The sequence below is a fragment of the Flavobacterium sp. AC267 genome (assembly GCF_979258715.1).
Genome location: NZ_OZ409875.1, coordinates 2,342,731 through 2,360,221 on the forward strand (window position 1 = coordinate 2,342,731; position 17,491 = coordinate 2,360,221).

22 protein-coding genes are annotated in these 17,491 nt (G+C 38.2%); 7 read left to right on the forward strand and 15 right to left on the reverse strand.

Going from position 1 to position 17,491, the window contains the following annotated elements; genetic code table 11:
• Positions 1-33: 33 nt before the first annotated feature.
• Entirely contained in the window at positions 34-423 is a 390-nt protein-coding gene (locus ACZZ95_RS12180) for a single-stranded DNA-binding protein (protein WP_463469232.1), read from the reverse strand.
• A 314-nt stretch (positions 424-737) separates the two neighbouring features.
• Between ACZZ95_RS12180 and ACZZ95_RS12185 the strand changes: the two genes are divergently transcribed.
• Positions 738-1,172 carry a DUF1810 domain-containing protein gene (locus tag ACZZ95_RS12185; protein ID WP_463469233.1) on the forward strand — a complete coding sequence of 145 codons (435 nt, stop codon included), beginning with the start codon at positions 738-740 and terminating at the stop codon, positions 1,170-1,172.
• A gap of 35 nt (positions 1,173-1,207) precedes the next feature.
• Here the strand turns inward: ACZZ95_RS12185 and ACZZ95_RS12190 are convergent, their stop codons facing one another.
• From ACZZ95_RS12190 to ACZZ95_RS12215, 6 genes are all read right to left on the reverse strand, one after another.
• A complete protein-coding gene (locus tag ACZZ95_RS12190) occupies positions 1,208-2,344 on the reverse strand; it encodes a type IV secretory system conjugative DNA transfer family protein (protein ID WP_463469234.1) in 1,137 nt (378 codons plus the stop codon).
• A 284-nt stretch (positions 2,345-2,628) separates the two neighbouring features.
• On the reverse strand, positions 2,629-3,063 hold the full coding sequence (locus ACZZ95_RS12195) for a YWFCY domain-containing protein (protein WP_463469235.1): 435 nt from the start codon (positions 3,061-3,063) through the stop codon (positions 2,629-2,631).
• Entirely contained in the window at positions 3,020-3,214 is a 195-nt protein-coding gene (locus tag ACZZ95_RS12200; protein WP_463469236.1) for a YWFCY domain-containing protein, read from the reverse strand. The genes ACZZ95_RS12195 and ACZZ95_RS12200 overlap by 44 nt, the downstream gene beginning before the upstream one ends.
• 18 nt (positions 3,215-3,232) lie before the next feature.
• Positions 3,233-3,523 (reverse strand): hypothetical protein, encoded by a 291-nt coding sequence (locus tag ACZZ95_RS12205; RefSeq protein ID WP_463469237.1) that lies wholly within the window; start codon positions 3,521-3,523, stop codon positions 3,233-3,235.
• Between the two features lie 19 nt (positions 3,524-3,542).
• On the reverse strand, positions 3,543-4,307 hold the full coding sequence (locus ACZZ95_RS12210) for a relaxase/mobilization nuclease domain-containing protein (protein WP_463469238.1): 765 nt from the start codon (positions 4,305-4,307) through the stop codon (positions 3,543-3,545).
• A 162-nt stretch (positions 4,308-4,469) separates the two neighbouring features.
• The gene (locus ACZZ95_RS12215; protein WP_463469239.1) at positions 4,470-4,862 is read right to left on the reverse strand and encodes a plasmid mobilization protein; all 393 of its coding nucleotides are present in this window, start codon (positions 4,860-4,862) and stop codon (positions 4,470-4,472) included.
• 400 nt (positions 4,863-5,262) lie between these two features.
• Between ACZZ95_RS12215 and ACZZ95_RS12220 the strand changes: the two genes are divergently transcribed.
• The 5 genes from ACZZ95_RS12220 (at position 5,263) to ACZZ95_RS12240 (ending at position 7,662) form a co-directional block, all read left to right on the forward strand.
• Positions 5,263-5,433 (forward strand): hypothetical protein, encoded by a 171-nt coding sequence (locus tag ACZZ95_RS12220; protein ID WP_463469240.1) that lies wholly within the window; start codon positions 5,263-5,265, stop codon positions 5,431-5,433.
• A 439-nt stretch (positions 5,434-5,872) separates the two neighbouring features.
• A complete protein-coding gene (locus tag ACZZ95_RS12225) occupies positions 5,873-6,457 on the forward strand; it encodes a MauE/DoxX family redox-associated membrane protein (RefSeq protein WP_463469241.1) in 585 nt (194 codons plus the stop codon).
• Positions 6,348-6,896 (forward strand): hypothetical protein, encoded by a 549-nt coding sequence (locus ACZZ95_RS12230; protein WP_463471797.1) that lies wholly within the window; start codon positions 6,348-6,350, stop codon positions 6,894-6,896. Before ACZZ95_RS12225 ends, ACZZ95_RS12230 begins: the two co-directional genes overlap by 110 nt.
• Positions 6,877-7,290 carry a hypothetical protein gene (locus ACZZ95_RS12235; RefSeq protein ID WP_463469242.1) on the forward strand — a complete coding sequence of 138 codons (414 nt, stop codon included), beginning with the start codon at positions 6,877-6,879 and terminating at the stop codon, positions 7,288-7,290. Before ACZZ95_RS12230 ends, ACZZ95_RS12235 begins: the two co-directional genes overlap by 20 nt.
• A 72-nt stretch (positions 7,291-7,362) precedes the next feature.
• A complete protein-coding gene (locus tag ACZZ95_RS12240) occupies positions 7,363-7,662 on the forward strand; it encodes a hypothetical protein (RefSeq protein ID WP_463469243.1) in 300 nt (99 codons plus the stop codon).
• Between the two features lie 109 nt (positions 7,663-7,771).
• Here the strand turns inward: ACZZ95_RS12240 and ACZZ95_RS12245 are convergent, their stop codons facing one another.
• From ACZZ95_RS12245 to ACZZ95_RS12270, 6 genes are all read right to left on the reverse strand, one after another.
• Positions 7,772-8,980, reverse strand: coding sequence for an alpha/beta hydrolase family protein (locus tag ACZZ95_RS12245; RefSeq protein ID WP_463469244.1), 1,209 nt, complete (start codon positions 8,978-8,980; stop codon positions 7,772-7,774).
• A complete protein-coding gene (locus ACZZ95_RS12250) occupies positions 8,910-9,944 on the reverse strand; it encodes a TolB family protein (protein WP_463469245.1) in 1,035 nt (344 codons plus the stop codon). Before ACZZ95_RS12250 ends, ACZZ95_RS12245 begins: the two co-directional genes overlap by 71 nt.
• Positions 9,931-10,371 carry a hypothetical protein gene (locus ACZZ95_RS12255; RefSeq protein WP_463469246.1) on the reverse strand — a complete coding sequence of 147 codons (441 nt, stop codon included), beginning with the start codon at positions 10,369-10,371 and terminating at the stop codon, positions 9,931-9,933. The genes ACZZ95_RS12250 and ACZZ95_RS12255 overlap by 14 nt, the downstream gene beginning before the upstream one ends.
• Positions 10,372-10,497: 126 nt before the next feature.
• On the reverse strand, positions 10,498-11,760 hold the full coding sequence (locus ACZZ95_RS12260) for a RagB/SusD family nutrient uptake outer membrane protein (RefSeq protein ID WP_463469247.1): 1,263 nt from the start codon (positions 11,758-11,760) through the stop codon (positions 10,498-10,500).
• A 10-nt stretch (positions 11,761-11,770) separates the two neighbouring features.
• On the reverse strand, positions 11,771-12,286 hold the full coding sequence (locus ACZZ95_RS12265) for a hypothetical protein (protein ID WP_463471798.1): 516 nt from the start codon (positions 12,284-12,286) through the stop codon (positions 11,771-11,773).
• Positions 12,192-14,681 (reverse strand): SusC/RagA family TonB-linked outer membrane protein, encoded by a 2,490-nt coding sequence (locus tag ACZZ95_RS12270; RefSeq protein ID WP_463469248.1) that lies wholly within the window; start codon positions 14,679-14,681, stop codon positions 12,192-12,194. Before ACZZ95_RS12270 ends, ACZZ95_RS12265 begins: the two co-directional genes overlap by 95 nt.
• Before the next feature lie 574 nt (positions 14,682-15,255).
• On the opposite strand from ACZZ95_RS12270, the gene ACZZ95_RS12275 reads away from it, so the two are divergent.
• Entirely contained in the window at positions 15,256-15,513 is a 258-nt protein-coding gene (locus ACZZ95_RS12275) for a helix-turn-helix domain-containing protein (RefSeq protein WP_463469249.1), read from the forward strand.
• 114 nt (positions 15,514-15,627) lie between these two features.
• Here the strand turns inward: ACZZ95_RS12275 and ACZZ95_RS12280 are convergent, their stop codons facing one another.
• Positions 15,628-15,804 carry a histone H1 gene (locus ACZZ95_RS12280; RefSeq protein ID WP_463469250.1) on the reverse strand — a complete coding sequence of 59 codons (177 nt, stop codon included), beginning with the start codon at positions 15,802-15,804 and terminating at the stop codon, positions 15,628-15,630.
• A gap of 77 nt (positions 15,805-15,881) precedes the next feature.
• Positions 15,882-17,273 carry a helix-turn-helix domain-containing protein gene (locus ACZZ95_RS12285; protein ID WP_463469251.1) on the reverse strand — a complete coding sequence of 464 codons (1,392 nt, stop codon included), beginning with the start codon at positions 17,271-17,273 and terminating at the stop codon, positions 15,882-15,884.
• Positions 17,274-17,491 lie beyond the last annotated feature (218 nt).

Consider the following 17,491-nt stretch of genomic DNA (forward strand, 5'->3'; position numbering starts at 1 on the left):
GTATAAATTTTGATGTGAAACGGTATATTCCAATTAGAAAGGCAGGTCGTCAGGGGTGTCCTGATCCGTATTTTTCTTTTGAACTGCGGGAACTTCAGCAGTGTTTTCTGTTTTCGGGAAAACCAGTATTTTAATATTACTGGTGTGAAAGGTCAGCGAACCGAGCGCTTTGCCCTCGGCATTATTGTAAACATTCATACCTATACGCCCGAAGAGTTCGACCATAGTGCCTTTTTTTAGCCACTGCGCCATTTTTGAACCCATCCAATAGGAACAGTCGATGTAGGTTACAATTTTTTTAAGCTCGTCAGCCCCTTTTGGTCTGTAGCTGTCGTTTATGGCAATGGAGAAATTTACCACCTCCCTGTCATTTGAAACTTTTGCCGTTACGGCATCTTTGGTAATTCGTCCTGAGATTTCCATGATGTAAAATTTTAAGTGAATGTTTATCTGTTTTTTCTCGAGCCCGCATAAAATTTTTCAAAAGAAAAACGGGAAAAAGAAAGCATAAAATCAAGCATCCGATAAAGGATCCGGAGTGCTATAAGACCCGAAGGGCGGCAAAGCCGTTATGCGCATGCAGGAGCCTGCGGGTGCTATTTTCGCGACTCTTTTACTCCGTTTTCATTGAAAATTTCCTTATTAGTTTTACAGCAGTCAGCACCCCTATTTCAGATGCCTGTTTAGGGATCGGCATTGAAATATTTTGTAATTTCAGGTGACAAAAAAGCAATGCAATGGAAAAGCGATATGATCTAAACCGTTTTTTAGAGGCACAGCGACAAACGTATGAGAACGCACTGCGAGAGATCAGGCAGGGCGACAAACAGACCCACTGGATGTGGTTTATTTTTCCCCAGCTAAGAGGACTGGGATTCACGGATTATAATATATTTTACGGTATTGAAAATCTGCAGGAAGCCTTACTGTATCTAAATCACCCCATACTGGGAAAACGTCTGGTGGAAATTACCCATGCAATGCTTCAAATCGAGAATAAAACGGCACTGGAAATTCTGGGAAGGCCAGATGAAAGGAAACTTAAATCCTGCATGACCCTATTTGGACTTCTGCCTGAAACGCCTGAATGTTTCAGGCTGGTGCTTGAGAAATATTACAATGGAGTGCAGGATGAAAAGACACTGCGGCTTGTAAAAGAATCCGGCGACTAAAAAAACATTTCTTTTTTTCTGCCTCAAGAAAACATCTAAGGATTAAAAGTTATTTTTCCTTTTTTGAGAACCAGCGATGAAAGTGCCGGGCTTTTGATTATCCGTTCCATTTCGCTGTGGATTATTTCCTGAATTTCAATTTTGATCTGCAGATAATTTTTCTGGATGATAACATTATCAATTGTCCTTATGATCGGAATTTCTTGATAACTATCTGTTTCTTTTTTAATTTTTTCGTGGTCGTTGATGATCTCGCAGTGAAAGGTTTTAAGCTCAATTCTGCAGTCCGGGTTATCGGCAGTCATGCCAACAAATTCCCCAGAACTCAGCGAAGAAATCTTCGAAGGCGGGACTGCGGATTCCAGCTGTCGCGAACGGCTGATGGAGGTATCGGCGCTGTTTATAGAGAGGCTTTCCCTATCCTGCATTATCTTTCCGAAACGCTCTGAGAGCTGTTTTGCAGTATCCCCGCTGACCTGTCCGCAGACAATATTTCCGACTATATTAATGATCACATCAGCCTGCTCGCGACCGTAGTCTTTACGAAGCTGGCTGAAGTCCTGAATCCCCAGACAGGTGCTCACTTTGTTGCTTCTTGCTGTTGCAATCAGACTGTCGATATTATTGAGATAGATAGTGGGAAACTCGTCAAAAATAATACTGCTTTTAAGTTTTCCCTTCTGGTTTACCTGTTTGATAAGACGGCTGACAAAAAGGGAAAGCACCGCTCCGTAAGTCTGTATTTTCTGCGGATTGTTTCCCATTGAAACAATTTTCGGATCAGATGGATTATTGATATCGAGTGTAAAATCACTGCCTGACAGCACATAGTAAAGCTGTGGTGAAGAGAGTTTTGCCAGTGAGATTTTAGCAGAAGCGATCTGCCCCTCCAGCTGGTCTACAGCCTCTTGAAGGAACGCACTGACAAATGGATTGATAAGCACCTCGATCTCTTTTTCGGTTCTCAAAAGCGTGAAAAGGCTTTCATAGTCGGTCTGGATCATTTCAATGACATGTGGCAGGGTGCAGAACTCGCCATCGTTGTATTTTCGAAGGTACCAGATGACGGCTGTCAGGAAATTTATAGGGGATTCCACAAAGAAATCCCCCTGTTTTTTAATCCACTCCCGGTTGAGTCCCATAAGGATTGTGCGGGCAGATTCAGCAGACATCGGTAATGTCTGTCATTGCCGCAGGATCAAGCGGATTACAACGATGGGTTCTGGAGAGGTCATCAAAATTTATGATGTAAAATTTGGGCTCCACGGCATAAAGATGACGGAATTTCAGCCAGGCATTATAGGCGATAACGGTTAGGTCGTCGAACTTAAAATCATAGATGAACATGGAAAAGCCTTTGGCAATATGCTGGGTAATTATATGTCGGATTACAAAGTATGATTTTCCCGAACCAGGCGTACCTGGAACCAGAATGCCTCGGAAGGGATTTATAATGTTAATCCAGTCTGCTGCGCACTTTGTCTTTGAGGTGATAACGGGCGGGAAGGTTAACGGAATATTCGTTTTCAATAAGCCTTTCCTCCTGAGGGAAAGTTTCGTTTTCCTTATTAAAAATATCTGCTGAACTAAGCTTTCTGCGGATAATGCGGGAGAGCAGGGTGCCCCCGGAAAGCGTCATCAGATAGCCCAAAGAACACAGTGAGATATATAGTACGGAGCAGACCATAGCATCTGCAAATATTACAAAAGCCAGATAGGATCCAAAGTAAAGCAGAAGACCCATTGAGATATAATTAAAAGCAGTTCTAAAATGAAGCTTTTCATCTTTTCTTCCCTTGGCACCCATAAGGGAAATAACCAAGAGTCCAAGTGCAAAAAGTTTAGATTTATGAAAGCTGTCCAGAAGGCCTGTACGATAAATATTTTCCAAGATCCGCTGGGCAAAATCCGGAGCGAGATTCCAATGCCTGAAGGAATGGAAGCAGTAATAATAAAAATGGATGAGCAAGCAATGCGATGCTCATCAGTCTTGTCATATCTAAAATTTTTCTAAGCGCCTGTTCATTTTCTCCCGTCTGCATGCTGTTGATTTTTATGTGTTAATTATTATCTGACTGTCCTTTTTTCCTTCTTTTTTTCCGCTTGTTTTTAAGCTGTTTGGGAACGTAATCTGACGGCGTTCCGGCGTAAAGCACATCATCAATTATCCGCCGCACTTCCCCTGCGGAAATAAAAGAGCCGTGCTTCTGAGCGGTACCATCAGGAACTGTATACTGCTTCTCATAATGGGAGGAATGGCCCAGACGCCGCAGGAGCCCTTTGGTCGCATATTCAGGTCCGAGACTGCTTCCGTTGAAAACGCATTTGGTGTTATGATCTATGTATGTCATGCCGTATATCAGCCCCTGTTCATTTTTTTCTGACAACTGCCGTAATGCCCTGGTTCGCCAGCCACGTTTCAAGTCGTGAGAGTGTTATGGATGGGTATTTCAAAAGGAGCAGATCCACGGCGTTTCGGGTTCTTTTCATGTTTATCATGCGAGAAGTTTTGGAGGTGGCAAAATTAATTTCAAGCCGGGAAAGGGTAGGCTTGGAATAAAAACTGCTGGCTTTTATAGGAACTCCGACCGTCTTTTTGTTCCCATCCAGAATCTGGTAGATCAGCCCTTTATTCTGAAACATTTTTGAATTTTCCTTTCCTCTTTCCGCCTTGACGTTATAGAGGTTCAATACTGCGTTGAGCTCACCGAGGGTTGTGTATTTGTAGTGAGGAATAACTGCACTCAATACACTTGCGATGGCTCTTTTGGAATCTATTGCCCCATATTTTATTTTTTTCCGCATCAATGGCATTAATAAGCGCCGGACTCTGTTTTTTCTCGAGTCCGCCCGAACCAGATTAAAAGAAATCTCCAATTCTTTACGGGCCGTTTCGGACTGGTTTCTTCCAATATTGTGCATGTTAATCCTGGATCCGTCTGCCCGCACATTTATGGATGCGATATGTAGGTGTGGATGTCCCGCATCGTGGTGTTGGTAGACCAGATAAGGCTGTGCGCCGAATCCAATTTTCTCTATATAAGAAGAGGCAATCTGCATGAGTTTTTCTTTTGATAAATCCGTGTCCAAACGATCAAAATTCAGCGAGATGTGCACTGCAGTCGCGCTTGACATTTTCATTGAGCTGGAGCTGTTTTAGAAATACGCCGAGCTTAAAAGATTCTGACATTTTTTCAATATCGATGGGATAATTTCCCTCGCCGATGCACACGGCACTTCCCTTGGAAACTTTATTCTCATTATAGATAAGGATGCCTCTAATCGAGTGTCCTGTGTTTATGACTGCAACCATTTTTGGGCGAGATTTTCAATTTGTTTTTTTATTTCTTCAACCAGCGAAAAATATTTGTTCCTGTCAGATTCAAAAGACAGAATCCAGACTCTTAAATCGGAAATTTCAAAAAGGGTATGGAGTTTTTTAACGCTCTGATTGAAATTATTTCCCATGAAATTCAGCTGTGTTTTGAGCTGGATAAGCTCCTGCGGCAGCTTATCCAGCGACTCGTTTCTATATCTCATTACAATAGGTTTTCTCAGCAGATTTCTGCGCACGAAATCACTGCGTTTGCGGCAGGCTGATGCTTTGAAATTCTTATCAATAAAATCAAATTCTTCTTTGGTCAGCCGGATGTGCGCCCATCTGTTTCTGCCGCTGTTTTTCTCTTCCATAATCTTTTCTTTTTCATTAAATCAATTTCATTCAACCTTAAAGTTTCACTGCCAGCGAGTTCCGAGCAGAGGGGCAGCAAGATTTTTGGTTGTGATACAACCAGACATCTTGCTGACTGCATAAAACCGCAGTCCGAAAGCTTCGAAAAAGCATTTTTCAGCTTTTTCTAATCAGTTGATCAATACCACACATGCCTAATAAAATTTAAAGAAAGTCCATTTCAAAACCTGTTGTGAAATTCCAAAAAAGATAATGAACAGGCACTGACGAAATAATTGAGAGCTAAATTAGAAAAGGCAGTCATGCCCTGCAATCCTCCCCAAATTTTGAGTAGGGTGAAAAGGGATGATACTTTATAATTTTACGGTGGACGAAGTATTAATTTTTAAATGATAAATTATGATTACAGCAAATGATGCGGCTAAGGTTTTTGATACGGTATTGAGTATTCCTGGCATGAATGAGACGGTGAAAATGGATCTGAAAATTTCACGAAAAAATGTGCTCGCTTTTAAGCCATTTGATACAGGACGGACTGAAGTTAATGGAAGGATCTTCGGTTCTTCTTAAGAGCATAAGCGAGCAGGGAAAAACAGAATTGGAGATTCTCTCACAAGAGTGCCTTCAGAAAGCAGGGCTTATAGAACTGCATGAAAAACTTGCAGGAATCAGCGCCTCGATAAAAGACTGATTCCAATAACAATCGTTATGATTTAATGCCTGCATGATTCTTACAAAGTGCAGGCTTTTTTTTTGGTGCCGGTTAAAATATAAATCTGCCTGATTTTCAAAGTTTTTGGCTTGATTTTTAAAGCATGTATAAGAATTATCTCATTTAAATTTGTAATAGATAATCAAGCAAGCAGTTCTAAGAAGTAAAGCTTAACACAAAATTTTTGAGATATGAATTCAGGTGGCTCCATAAAGAAAAATATTATAATTGAAATTATATGTCTGTTGCATGTGCTTGCTTTTTGTTTATGCTTGCTTATAAGTAAGCTACTGGATTTTGAAAATTTCCAGGTGCAGACTTGGACAGTCTCCTCTTTTGAGTGCTTTTGCATCTTGGGTATCTTGGATAGTTCCTCTTGTCGAGTTATTAATTGCAGGACTTTTGATTTTTCGTTCCACAAGACTGTGGGGGTTAATATCAGCTTTTAATCTCATGGTTATGTTTACAGTATATATTTTTATCATGTTGCATTACAGTTCTTTTGTCCCTTGTTCATGTGGAGGGATACTTGAAAAAATGGGCTGGAATACTCATATGTACTTTAATCTGGTTTTTGTTGTATTAGCTTTCACAGCTGTAATATTGCGGCAAAATCTGGAGAATAAAATAAGTTATATTCCCATTTTTAAGAGCATGCTGTTTACGTGCATCTTTAGCATCATTCTCGTGGTTGTTTTGTTTAAATGGTCGGAAGAAATTATGCATTACAATAATCCCTTTCAAAGAAGATATTCTAAAAATACGGCCATCGTTGCTACAGCAGACAGATTTGAAATTCAATTCATTCTATATCGCTGGATTCACAAGAGGAAGATTATATCTCGGCAATCACAGCAATCCGCAACTACTTGTGTCTTTTGACGGAAATTTGCGGGATAAAAAAATTGAAAGAATTGATTTTGATCCTAGGAATATGCCTTTTCAGAATGTTACGCTAAGTGTCAGAGGCAATTATGTTTATCTGAAAGATGGAATGGTTCCAGCAATGTTTCGAGGCAGTGTTAAGGATTGGAAGATTGCTAAAAAGCTCAGCGGAATGCCATATTTTACGCAGGCAGAGCCGGCAGACAGCGCTACAATAGTATTCCGAAACAACACAGGTCCAAGTTTATCAAATGTACTTGGTGTATTTAGAGCCGGAAGTAAAGATAAAATACAGTATAATAATTCGCTTTTGGAGAAACAGATAGACGGAATCTTTGATACAGACGGCGTGCTACTGTATAGCGAGCAGATGGAAAAGATAATCTATTTATATTATTATAGAAATGAGTTTATTGTTGCTTGCGAAAAGCGGTAATCTGGAATATAGGGGACATACTATCGATACGACTTCAAAGGCAAAGATTAAAGTTGCTTATCTAAAGAATGGTTCTGGCAGGACGATGTCTGCTCCACCATTTGTTGTTAATGCGCATGGTTCGGCATTCAAGAACCTGCTCTTTGTTAATTCAAGAATAATGGGCAGATTTGAAGATAAAAAAAGGTGGGAACATTCCTCAATAATTGATCTATACGATATTAGCGACAATGCTTATCTTTTAAGCTTTCCAATCTATAATATTGGAAAAGATAAATTAAAATCATTTATAGTTACCGATACGCATTTGTATGCACTGATAGGAAATTCTCTGGCAGTTTACCAGTTAAAGGAGAACATAAAAAAAGAATTAAAAAGACCAGTATTAAAATAAAACTGAGCTTTTACATCATACCGGCCGGTGTCAGGAAAAGAAGATCGAACACCTGTAAAAAAAAGTAGATCTATGTTTAATATAATTTTAATTATTATGAAAACACTATTAAAAAATGTACTGCCGATTGCCGTTGTTGCATTAGCAGTATCTGGTGCCTTTGTAACTACATCTATGCAAAGCGCATCGAAGCTAACGGCGCCTAAAGTTGGCTATCCGAAGGACTTTTTGGGAAACTGTATACTTGATCAGCCTCAAGACTGTAATACAACTCCTGATCAGTATGTTTGTCATGTGGGCGGTGGCACAAGCGGCACCCAAGCTTTTGGTCCGGCACAGGATTGTCAAGAGATTTTGTGGCGCCAAAATTAATTTTAAAAATACTAACTGTTTAAAGGAATGCCGTTCAATTGAACGGCATTTTTAAATTCTATCTGTTTATAATTATTCCATTGCTTTTTTTATCCATGGGAATATTTTTTTATCCTTTAGATAGTAGTCCATCCACTGCGAGCACCTTTTCAAAAACATCCTTTTGATTAACTGGGTTTATTGGCACATGATTTTCCTCTGGATATAAAAGCAAAACACTTCTTTTTCCGAGCCTTCTGAGGGCGAGATAATATTCGACGCTTTGATGCCAGTCAACCTGGGTGTCTTCTTTTCCACTCCACATGAGAAGTGGTGTTTCAAGCTTCTTAATTGATGCAAGAGGAGAATTTCTAGCAAAATCTGAAGGATTTTCGAATGGAGTTTTGCCGTTAAGTTGCCATTCTTCGGTTCCAAAACGCCACATATTAGGTTTTGAATTGTTCCAGCCTACACTAAGATAAAAGCTTCTCAAATCGGTTATAGCCCCACTTGCTACTGCGGTAGCAAACATCTGAGTATGATTAATAATAAAAACAGTTTCATAGCCTCCGAAAGAGTGCCCAATTAAAGCTATTTTCTTTGGATCTACATGCCCCATATCAATAACTTTACTAGTTCCTGCAGTAACGCAATCTAATGTCGATGGACCTACATTTTCGCTCTCATGGATGATATCAGGACGAAATAAGAAATATCCCTGTGAAGTAAAAACGGATGAATTAATGCCAGGCGTATTATAAGCTGTCGGATTTTGGTAAAAATGAAGTTCCTTAGAGTGCTCTTCATAGATATTCACAATCATGGGATATTTTTTCTGAGGATCAAATGATGCAGGATAATATAAGACACCTTTTACATCTTTTCCTTTTGAATTTTGAAAATGTATAAGTTCGCTTCTGCCCCAATAAAATTTATCATGATGAGCGTTGCTCTGGAAAAGTGGTTTAGGATAAGATGATTTTTGTATCGACATTAATCGTGGAGGCAGATCAAATTTTTGCTCAGTGAAAAAATATGTCGTTTTTTCTACGCTGTAATTTAGATCACTGATTTGAGAGTCTCTATAAACGATCGGCTGTTCACCATTTTTTTTGTCCCACTTAAAAAATCCAGATTTCGCATCATGACCTTGAGCCTGCAGGAGAAGTTCTTTTTCAAGATTGATATTGGGAATAACAAGTCCGCTGTATTTAAAAACCAATACATTTTTATTTGGAATTTTAGCAATACGGAACTTTATTTTTGATTCAGCGACCACGGGTAAGCCTTCGGGCAGATTTGCCATCGGGTGTAATTGCCCAAATATCAAATTCATCATAAAGTAGAATTTCTTTATCACCTTTGCTCCAGGCTGGATTTCCAAATGTGGTAGAAGGTTCAAATGTACGGATTTTACCCTCAAAAGAAACTCTAGTCTTTGAAGTGATATTTGTATGGGATTTGGTCTTGATATCATAAATCCACCAGTTTTTTTCCCTGTAATAAGCAATATATTGTCCAAGAGGAGAGGGAACTAAATCCCAGTATATAGAGGATTGTTTTTTAAGCAGTAGTTCTTTATTTCCGGTTTTAACATCCATAATATAAAAATCAGCCGGCCCCTGAAAATCAAACTGAGGTTCATATTGCTGTGGATTAAATAAAATAGCATGAGCACAGTCTCCTGCCAGTACAACTTTTGAAAGGGTGTCCGAAGAAATCGAAGTAATATTTCCTGAAAAAGGTCGCCAGAGCATTACTTGTGGTCGCTGGTCAAATTTTCCATAGTTTTGTTCTTCCGGGTATATCCATTTATCATTGGTATTCCATATTTCAACTTTTGAATGCTGAACTTTTCCAGATGTTGGTTTAAGCATTGTTTTAAAATATACCATCTCTAAGTTATCAGCAACAACCAATCCTTCACCAGATTTATCAGTTATAACTGCATCTTTGGGAATTGTGTTATTCAATTTTGGATTAAGCTCAAATATTTTGGCAGACTGCAAAGCGTAGAAAAATAAAGATTCAATGCTGGTTGGGCTTCTTTTTGAATAAAACGAAACTGCCTTTGAGTTTTTCGACCACGTAAAATTCTCGAAGGAATCAGTGCCTTTTGCAATTATTTTTGAGTTACTGATTTTATGAAGATCTAAAATATAAACATAATTAATTCCATCATTAGCTGTGGTATAAATCAGAGTGCCTGAGTCTGGGCTTAGTCTATATTTTCTGACCAGCGGAATTTCTCTTACTGTCTTTTCCAGCGGGATTTTAATTAACAGTTTATTAGTCTGCTTCATCCTTAAGGATTAGCAGATTATTCAATTCTGAATAGCTGTAATTCGGGGAGGCATGAAAATGCTCTTTCCTAATTTTCTCAGGATCGATAATGTGTATGGAATCTCCAGAATAATATATAAAGTAATTGTATTTTGTGAAAGTTGTCTGACTACCTGATGGAAATGCAATCATTTTATTGTTAACAGTGTTTTTGACAAACAGCGTATCACTGCCATTGTGGTAGGTCATCCTATAGCTTGCCCAGTTTTGATTTGGTGATACCTTGTCTGACTCTAAAGAACCCCAGAGGTCGTAATCGCCGGAAGAAAGCTGTTTTTTTAGTAACGCCTGCCCCCACATGGGACAGGCTACTAAAAACAAAATTAAAAACAAAACTAAAAAGGGTATTCTATTAAAGAAGTTTTTTGGTTTAGAAAGAGTAAGCATACTGTAAAATTTTAATATCCGACGTTTTGGGGTCTTAGATTTGGATTAACCTTCATTTCATTTTCAGGTATTGGAAACAGCTGGTCATTGGTATCCCAGCCGGGCTTAACTACAGACAGAACGGCATCAAGTCTTTTGAACCAGCCGCAGGTCAAAAAAACGATGACCTGATTCTGTAAAGAGTTCCCATCGTCTTTCTTGAAGAACTGCATTGAGGATTTCATCTTGTGATTCGGCTGTTGTATTGCCAAGTCCTGCACGTGTTCTGATTTTATTAAGATCTTCTTTGGCACCTATTAGGTCACCTGTTCTGGCTCTAGCCTCAGCTCGAATAAGATACTGTTCAGCGGTTCTGAAAATTACAGAATACTCTTTGGAAGCAGGAGTATAATTCTGCTCCTTGTATTTATAAGCATGAAACCAAGACTGTCCGCTGTTTTTTACTTCCTTTATCCAATTTGATTTTCGAAGATCCAGATTTGAAAAAGACCCTACCAGCTGAGCATTCAGGGCTGTAAATGATGGTGGTCCCTGCTGAAATATAAACAGCGTTCCTTCCTGCGTATTCTTACCGGTTTCGCCTGAGTGAAGTCGCCAGATTGTCTCTGTTGAGTTCAGTAAAAAAACGGTATTCAATTGAGGAAGAGAATACATTGCCGTATTATTGATTATGGCTGATGCTTCATTTGACGCGGCTTCATATGATTGGTTTTCTAAATATGCTTTGGCCAATAATGCTCTTCCGCAGAATTTGTTGGGACGTAGTCTTTGGCTGGAGGTGTAGTTCGCAGGTAGAAGTGATATCGCATTCTCCAGATCTGAGATGATATTTTTAAAAACCTCATCAATACTCATCCGACCAGAAATACTGTTTTGTCGGTAGTCTGTATTTTTTATGTAAGGAATACCGCCAAAGAGCTTAACCAGATAAAAATGGGACAATGCCCGAATAAACAGCGCCTCCCCTAAAAGCCTGTTTTTATTCTCCTCTGTTATATTCTTACTGGCCTGAAGTCCTTCAAGTACTGCATTCGCGGCATAAATTTGATTATAGGAAGTATTCCAATATTGCAAAACATTTCCTGATGAAGCCAAAAGGGTATTATTGTAGAAAGGAATACTAGGGTTGGAAGGACCTCCATAAGCTGTTAGTTCATCAGTATAATTCCCTAACTGATTCGAGATTCCTGTGTAAGAACCGTTAAGCGGCCCTGTATCCCTTATTTTTGCGTAAATATCAGCCATGGTCGCATCAGCAGTGGAATAACTGTCAAAGACTGCCGCATTTGTTAATTGCGATTTTGGAAGATCAACTTCGACAAAAGAATCGCATCCCGTAAATATTAAAAGAATGCTATAAAGTGTTATGTTTTTGATTAGTGATTTCATAATTGGTAGTTTAAAAGTTTAATTGTACTGCGACTGAAATTACTTTTAAGGGAGGGAGGAACCCATAGGATATAAATTCGGGGTCTCCATCCTTATAATTTGTAAAAGTCAAAAGGTTCTGTGCCTGCAACATGATTGTACAACTAGTCTCCTGCAGTTTTAAAGGAAGTCTATAGGAAACAGAAATGTTTTTTAGTCTTACAAACGATGCGTCGGTGAGGGTTGCATTACTGTCATAGTAATAATACTGACCTGTAACAGCCGCACTGTTTTGACCTGTAGTAAATAATTGGTATTGAGAGACATCTCCAGGATCCTGCCAGCTGTTGGCAATTCGTCGCTGTTTATTGGACATGTTACCAGCGATCCCCATTGGATATATCTGGTTCTGCTGTTTTACAAACTGGAACAGAAAGTCAAGCTTCCAGTTTTTATACTCGAATTGGTTTTGCAGGCCTCCAAAATATTTTGGGTTCAGGTCGGCGACGATACTGCTTGTCTTCAGGGTAGGTAATTTTGCCATCATTATTAAGATCTTCGTATTCATAGATACCTGTCTGCTGATTTACTCCCTTTAATTTATACATGAGATAAATATTCAATGGACTTCCTACTCTGTATCTCTGACTGTAGGAAGAACTTTCAAGACCAGGAAACTTCAGAAGTTCATTTTTGGAAGCAGTGAAATTAAAACTGGTAGACCATTTAAAGTTTTCCGTATTGAAATTTATGGTATTAAAAGTAAATTCAACTCCTTTGTTTTCAACAGTTGCGACGAGATTTGCCTGTAGTGTCGGAAAACCGGTTGTTCCGGGCAGTGGTATTCCTACAAGCTGATTGGAGGAGCGGTTTTGATAATAGGTCACCGACATCGTAATACGGTCTTTTAAGAATCCAAGTTCAAGAGCGACTTCCAGCTTTTTATTGATTTCCCACCCAAAATCAGGATTAAAAAGTCTGGAAGGCTGAATGCCAATAACACCGTTGTAATTTACTCCTGAGGTTAAATAAGTATTTAGATACTGATAATCGCCAATCTGGTCATTACCTGTAGAGCCGTAACTGCCTCTAAGTTTACCAAAACTAAGCCATGAGATGTTTTTAAGGAAAGTCTCATTAGAAAAAAGCCAGGCGGCTCCGACAGCTCCAAAAACCGCAAACTGATTACCTGGTCCAAATCGGCTTGAACCGTCTCGTCTGGCAGTTAAGTTTAGAATGTAGCGTTGATTCCAATTGTAATTTAGCCTTCCAAAAAAGGCCTGATATTTATACTGATTTTCATCATTACCAAGTATGGTGACGTTATTGGTCGCAGCAAGATTATAAATGAGACTGTTTGAACTGAATCCGCTTGCATACTGGTAAAGAGTTGTACTTAACTGTTGCTGAAATGTAGCACCTGTAAGGATATCTAAGTCCCCATTCAAAATATTTATTTTCCAATTAATCTGCGGTTCTACAATCCAAGAAGATCTTGCCGTATTGTTGGTATAAATGGACGAACGTGAACTGCTAATATTGTAAATTGGATTATACAATGTAGATGGGCTGGTTCTTGTTTCCAGTGTAGTGAGATCAGAAAAACCTAAACTGCTTTTAAGTGTCAGACTTTTTGAAATCTCATAGGAGAGCAGGGTACTTGCAATTAAATCTTTTGTTTTTGCATTATACTCTGCATAATTGTTACGAAGGGGATTCTGCCAGGTTGCGTTTTCCCAGTTTAGAGAACCATCTGGATTGTATAACGCTGGCGCATTCGGAGAAAGGAATCTGGCAAGACTTGAATAATCAGTTGAAGGAAGGTTGTTGTCCTGTATATTGTATCCCGCCGAAAATGTTATTTTGAATTTATTATCTTCGGAGCGATGGTTGATATTTAGTTGTCCGCCACCTCGGACATATTTAAAATCCCCTGGAAAAACAGTAGTCTGGCTATGGTAGTTTCCATTAAAGATAAACTGAGTAGTATCACTTCCTCCTGAAATACTACCTTGCAGATCGTTCATTTGTGCAGTTTCTCCTAATAATTCTTTCTGCCAGTCGGTATAACGGTTTTGGTCCCACGTTCCGTTTATATCGTAATCAGTTGCCCCATACGAGATCCCATCATTAATAAATGCCTGTCTTCTCATATTGAGATACTCTTGTGTATTCATTAATTTGAGAAATCGTGTTACGGTTCCAGTTCCTGTTGAACTGGTAAAGCTGAATTTTGTTTTTCCGGCTTTTCCTTTTTTGGTAGTGATAAGCACAACGCCGTTTGCTCCTCGTGAGCCATAGATAGAAGTGGCGTCTGCATCTTTTAAAACCTCAATACTTTCTATGGTATCAGGGTTGATGCTGTTAAGAGGACTGGTTGAGGATTGAAAGGCAGTAGAAGTGACAACAGAACCAATTGGATCTGAAGAGTAAGGAACTCCGTCTATAATATACAATGGCGAATTTGCATTGCCGCGCAAACTGTTCTGTCCCCTGATTTTAATATCGAAACCTCCGCCTGGAACTCCGGAAGACTGTATAATGCTGACGCCTGCCATGCGTCCCTGCATGGTTGCAAGAACATTGGTTACCGGCTGAGTTTCGATATCTTTCGAAGTAATTCGGGCAATACTCCCCGTTCGGTCACGTTCTTTTACGGAATAATAACCAGCATTTACCCGAACCTCCTGCAGGGTAGTAGTATCATATTCCAGCTTAATGTCAATTTTAGCTCTGTCATTTACTGGAATAAGTTTAGTTTTGAATCCAATGAAAGATACTATCAAAGTATCGCTAGGAGAAGCTTGTAGCGAATAGTGGCCATTGTAGTCTGTGATTGCGGCAGTATTTTTACTGCTTTTAAGGGTGATTGTCACTCCGGGCAGAGGAGAAGTTCCGTCACTTACAATACCCTGAACCTGATGGCTCTGGTAAAAAAGCATTTTGGAATTTCGAAAATTTCTGGAATAAATGGTGGAAAAAGACAACAGTATGCCAGTAAAAAATAGGCAATAAAGCACCTTTCCACCCTTGTAAAATGAAAAATAATTCATAATATTGGGATTGGTTAGTTAAATGGATATTTGATTAGCTAAGGTCCTCTGCTCTAGTTTGGTCGCTGCAGACTGAGGGCCATTTTTTATGCTTGATAGATAAGATTCATAGGCATTATTACATAGTTAGACATTGATCAAACGCGATTATTTCAAATTAAAAGAAGATGGCTAAGAATTTAAGAGAGTAAAATAAAAAAGCGTGGAACTCATCTTACTGCGTTAGAGGTACTGGTATACCGTTGCAACAATAAGTGAGCCCACGCCGAAGACGTGAGCATCTTACTTATCATCTCGTTGCAAAAATTACCAGTTTTCTAACGCGAGATTCAAAGCGAATGCTTCAAATATTTTTATGTGAAGAATCGCAAATTTATAATAATAAATACAAATATAACAAAATTTCTTTAAAAGCAATATATATGTTGCCTTTTTTATTCTGACAAAATGCGAATTTTATCAAATGGACAAGGTTAGCTTTTTAACGGAAAGAAAATTATTAGGAAAGAGAATTAGACAACTGAGAGAACTTTGTTTAAATGAAAATACTGGTAAGAAAATTTCGCAAGAAGAATTAGCTTTAAGATTAGGTTTGGCGAAAAACCACATTGGCTTAATAGAACGAGGTAAAACAAATACAACTGTCGATGTTTTATTTGGCATTTCTAGAGAATTCAAAACGGATGTAGCGGAGTTGTTTAATTTCAAAGAACTTAACTAAACGTAAGTTTTTAGAGGTTTTATATTTTTAATTATTTATAAAATGTAGATATTACAAATAAAAAACCCTCCAGAGTATCCGAAGGGCTTCAAAAATAAAAAGTAAGAATGAATTTTATTTTTTTGATTCTTCAATAGAAACTTTTCTAAACTCTTTTAAAAGTTTCTCAATTTCCAAAGATGATTTACGTGCTCTAGCTCCGGCGGCTTTAACTCCTTTTTCAGCTACAGCTTCAGATTCTGTTTTAAACGTTTCGATTTCTGCGTGGATTTTTGCAACTAGGTCTTTCATTATACAATTTTTTTAAATTAATCGGGCAAAATTAAAATTTTGCCTTAAATGAAAACGGTATTACTAACAAAATATTTTCACGAATTCTCTTTTTTCAATTCCTTAAGGAAGTAACTGAACGAAATTCCTGTTTTGGATTGGAATGCATTTGTGAATCGGGGAGTGGAAGTAAAACCGGCTTCCTCCGCCAGCGATCCTATGGAGTAATTTCTATGCATGCTTGAGTTTCGGAGCAGTTCCACCAGATAATCAATTTTTAGGTCATTGATATAATCGGCAAAACGCTTGCCGGTGCGATGGTATATCACTTTTGAGAGGTATTTGCTGTTAGTATTAAACCGCACAGTTAAAGTGGCTAGTGTTGCCTCTTTGTGCAGGAATTTTTTATCCCTTTCAAATTTTTCAAGGTGTCTTATTATCTGCTGTACAGTCTCCTGCGAAATATCGGTAATTTCGAATTTATCGGGTGACTGTTTCTGGAAGGTGCTCTTTTCATTTTTTTCCAGAAGAAGATCAAATTTGATCTTATTGCGCTTTTTGGTTTCAAAGTGGTTATAGGTCCCGTAAATTACAGCGGAGAACAGAACTACAACCACGCTGATTAAAATAACGTCATAATATTTCTCTCTTACAAGTCGCTGCTGTATTTTTTCTTTTTCACGGAGAATTTCTTTTGTGTCATATTCCTTGTGAATTTTGCCCATTAGGTACTTATTGGTATCTGTTAATATAGAATCTGCTTTCAAAAGCTGGTCTAAATAATACAACTGGGATTTCAGGTTATTTTCTTTCTTGTAATATTTAATCATTAATTCAAAAACTTCTCTTAAATCCGGACGAATGTAACCTTTCTCAATAAATACTTTTTCCACCTTGTTAAAGTAAGGAACTGCTTTTGCCGGACGCCGCAGTTTCCAATAGTTTTTTCCAATGTAAAAATTGGCGATTGATTCATTTGCAAATTCTGTTATGCTGTTTAATTGCGGCATGACTTCCTGAAGCAATTGAATCGAAGTATGATAATTATTTAAAAAGAACTGATTGATTCCTTCGGAGTGCTTAAAAAATAATTCCATTTCCGGTATATTAAGCCGTTCACATTCTTTAATTCCAAATGCATTAGTTTCGGAGCATTTATTGTAATCTCCAATCTTATTGTAACAAACACTAAGTGAATGCAGTGAATTTAAATAGGGGCGTGGCTGATTTTTTTTAAAATATGAAGTGCAGTCGTTAAAAAGAGAAATGGCTTCATCATAAAATCCAAGATAATATTTAATCTGGGCAATATGATATTTAGTTTTATAGATCAGGTAATCATTTTCGGTTTTGGAAATGCTTTCATTTGCTTTAATATAACAATCATATGCTTTTACATAGTTTTTCTGGCTGTAATAGACTATTCCTTTGGATAGCTGAGCAGATCCGATCAGTTCATTGCTTTTTGACTTTAAAGCTGTCTGTATCATACTGTCAGCGTATTTTAAACGGAGAGTCATAGGTGACTGATGCGAGCATATTTTGATATGCATTAACTAATTCTTCATGATTCTTTTCCCTGCGCGCTTTTTTTAAATAGGCATATAAATATGGAGATGCTTTCAGGCTGTCATTTTTGTATTGATAGATTTTATCATCCAGATATCCATAACTTTTAAAAATAAGGGAATCATGAATTCTGTTCGGA

Excerpts from the sequence above, each read along its gene's own strand:
- ACZZ95_RS12190 (WP_463469234.1), bottom strand. The coding sequence starts at position 2,344 with ATGTCTGCTGAATCTGCCCGCACAATCCTTATGGGACTCAACCGGGAG.
- ACZZ95_RS12285 (WP_463469251.1), bottom strand. The coding sequence starts at position 17,273 with ATGATACAGACAGCTTTAAAGTCAAAAAGCAATGAACTGATCGGATCT.
- ACZZ95_RS12260 (WP_463469247.1), bottom strand. The coding sequence starts at position 11,760 with ATGAAATCACTAATCAAAAACATAACACTTTATAGCATTCTTTTAATA.
- ACZZ95_RS12210 (WP_463469238.1), bottom strand. The coding sequence starts at position 4,307 with ATGTCAAGCGCGACTGCAGTGCACATCTCGCTGAATTTTGATCGTTTG.
- ACZZ95_RS12240 (WP_463469243.1), top strand. The coding sequence starts at position 7,363 with ATGTTTAATATAATTTTAATTATTATGAAAACACTATTAAAAAATGTA.
- ACZZ95_RS12255 (WP_463469246.1), bottom strand. The coding sequence starts at position 10,371 with ATGCTTACTCTTTCTAAACCAAAAAACTTCTTTAATAGAATACCCTTT.
- ACZZ95_RS12250 (WP_463469245.1), bottom strand. The coding sequence starts at position 9,944 with ATGAAGCAGACTAATAAACTGTTAATTAAAATCCCGCTGGAAAAGACA.
- ACZZ95_RS12185 (WP_463469233.1), top strand. The coding sequence starts at position 738 with ATGGAAAAGCGATATGATCTAAACCGTTTTTTAGAGGCACAGCGACAA.
- ACZZ95_RS12275 (WP_463469249.1), top strand. The coding sequence starts at position 15,256 with ATGGACAAGGTTAGCTTTTTAACGGAAAGAAAATTATTAGGAAAGAGA.
- ACZZ95_RS12205 (WP_463469237.1), bottom strand. The coding sequence starts at position 3,523 with ATGACATACATAGATCATAACACCAAATGCGTTTTCAACGGAAGCAGT.
- ACZZ95_RS12220 (WP_463469240.1), top strand. The coding sequence starts at position 5,263 with ATGATTACAGCAAATGATGCGGCTAAGGTTTTTGATACGGTATTGAGT.
- ACZZ95_RS12280 (WP_463469250.1), bottom strand. The coding sequence starts at position 15,804 with ATGAAAGACCTAGTTGCAAAAATCCACGCAGAAATCGAAACGTTTAAA.
- ACZZ95_RS12215 (WP_463469239.1), bottom strand. The coding sequence starts at position 4,862 with ATGGAAGAGAAAAACAGCGGCAGAAACAGATGGGCGCACATCCGGCTG.
- ACZZ95_RS12265 (WP_463471798.1), bottom strand. The coding sequence starts at position 12,286 with ATGATGGCAAAATTACCTACCCTGAAGACAAGCAGTATCGTCGCCGAC.
- ACZZ95_RS12200 (WP_463469236.1), bottom strand. The coding sequence starts at position 3,214 with ATGCAGACGGGAGAAAATGAACAGGCGCTTAGAAAAATTTTAGATATG.
- ACZZ95_RS12270 (WP_463469248.1), bottom strand. The coding sequence starts at position 14,681 with ATGCTTTTTTACCAGAGCCATCAGGTTCAGGGTATTGTAAGTGACGGA.
- ACZZ95_RS12180 (WP_463469232.1), bottom strand. The coding sequence starts at position 423 with ATGGAAATCTCAGGACGAATTACCAAAGATGCCGTAACGGCAAAAGTT.
- ACZZ95_RS12245 (WP_463469244.1), bottom strand. The coding sequence starts at position 8,980 with ATGATGAATTTGATATTTGGGCAATTACACCCGATGGCAAATCTGCCC.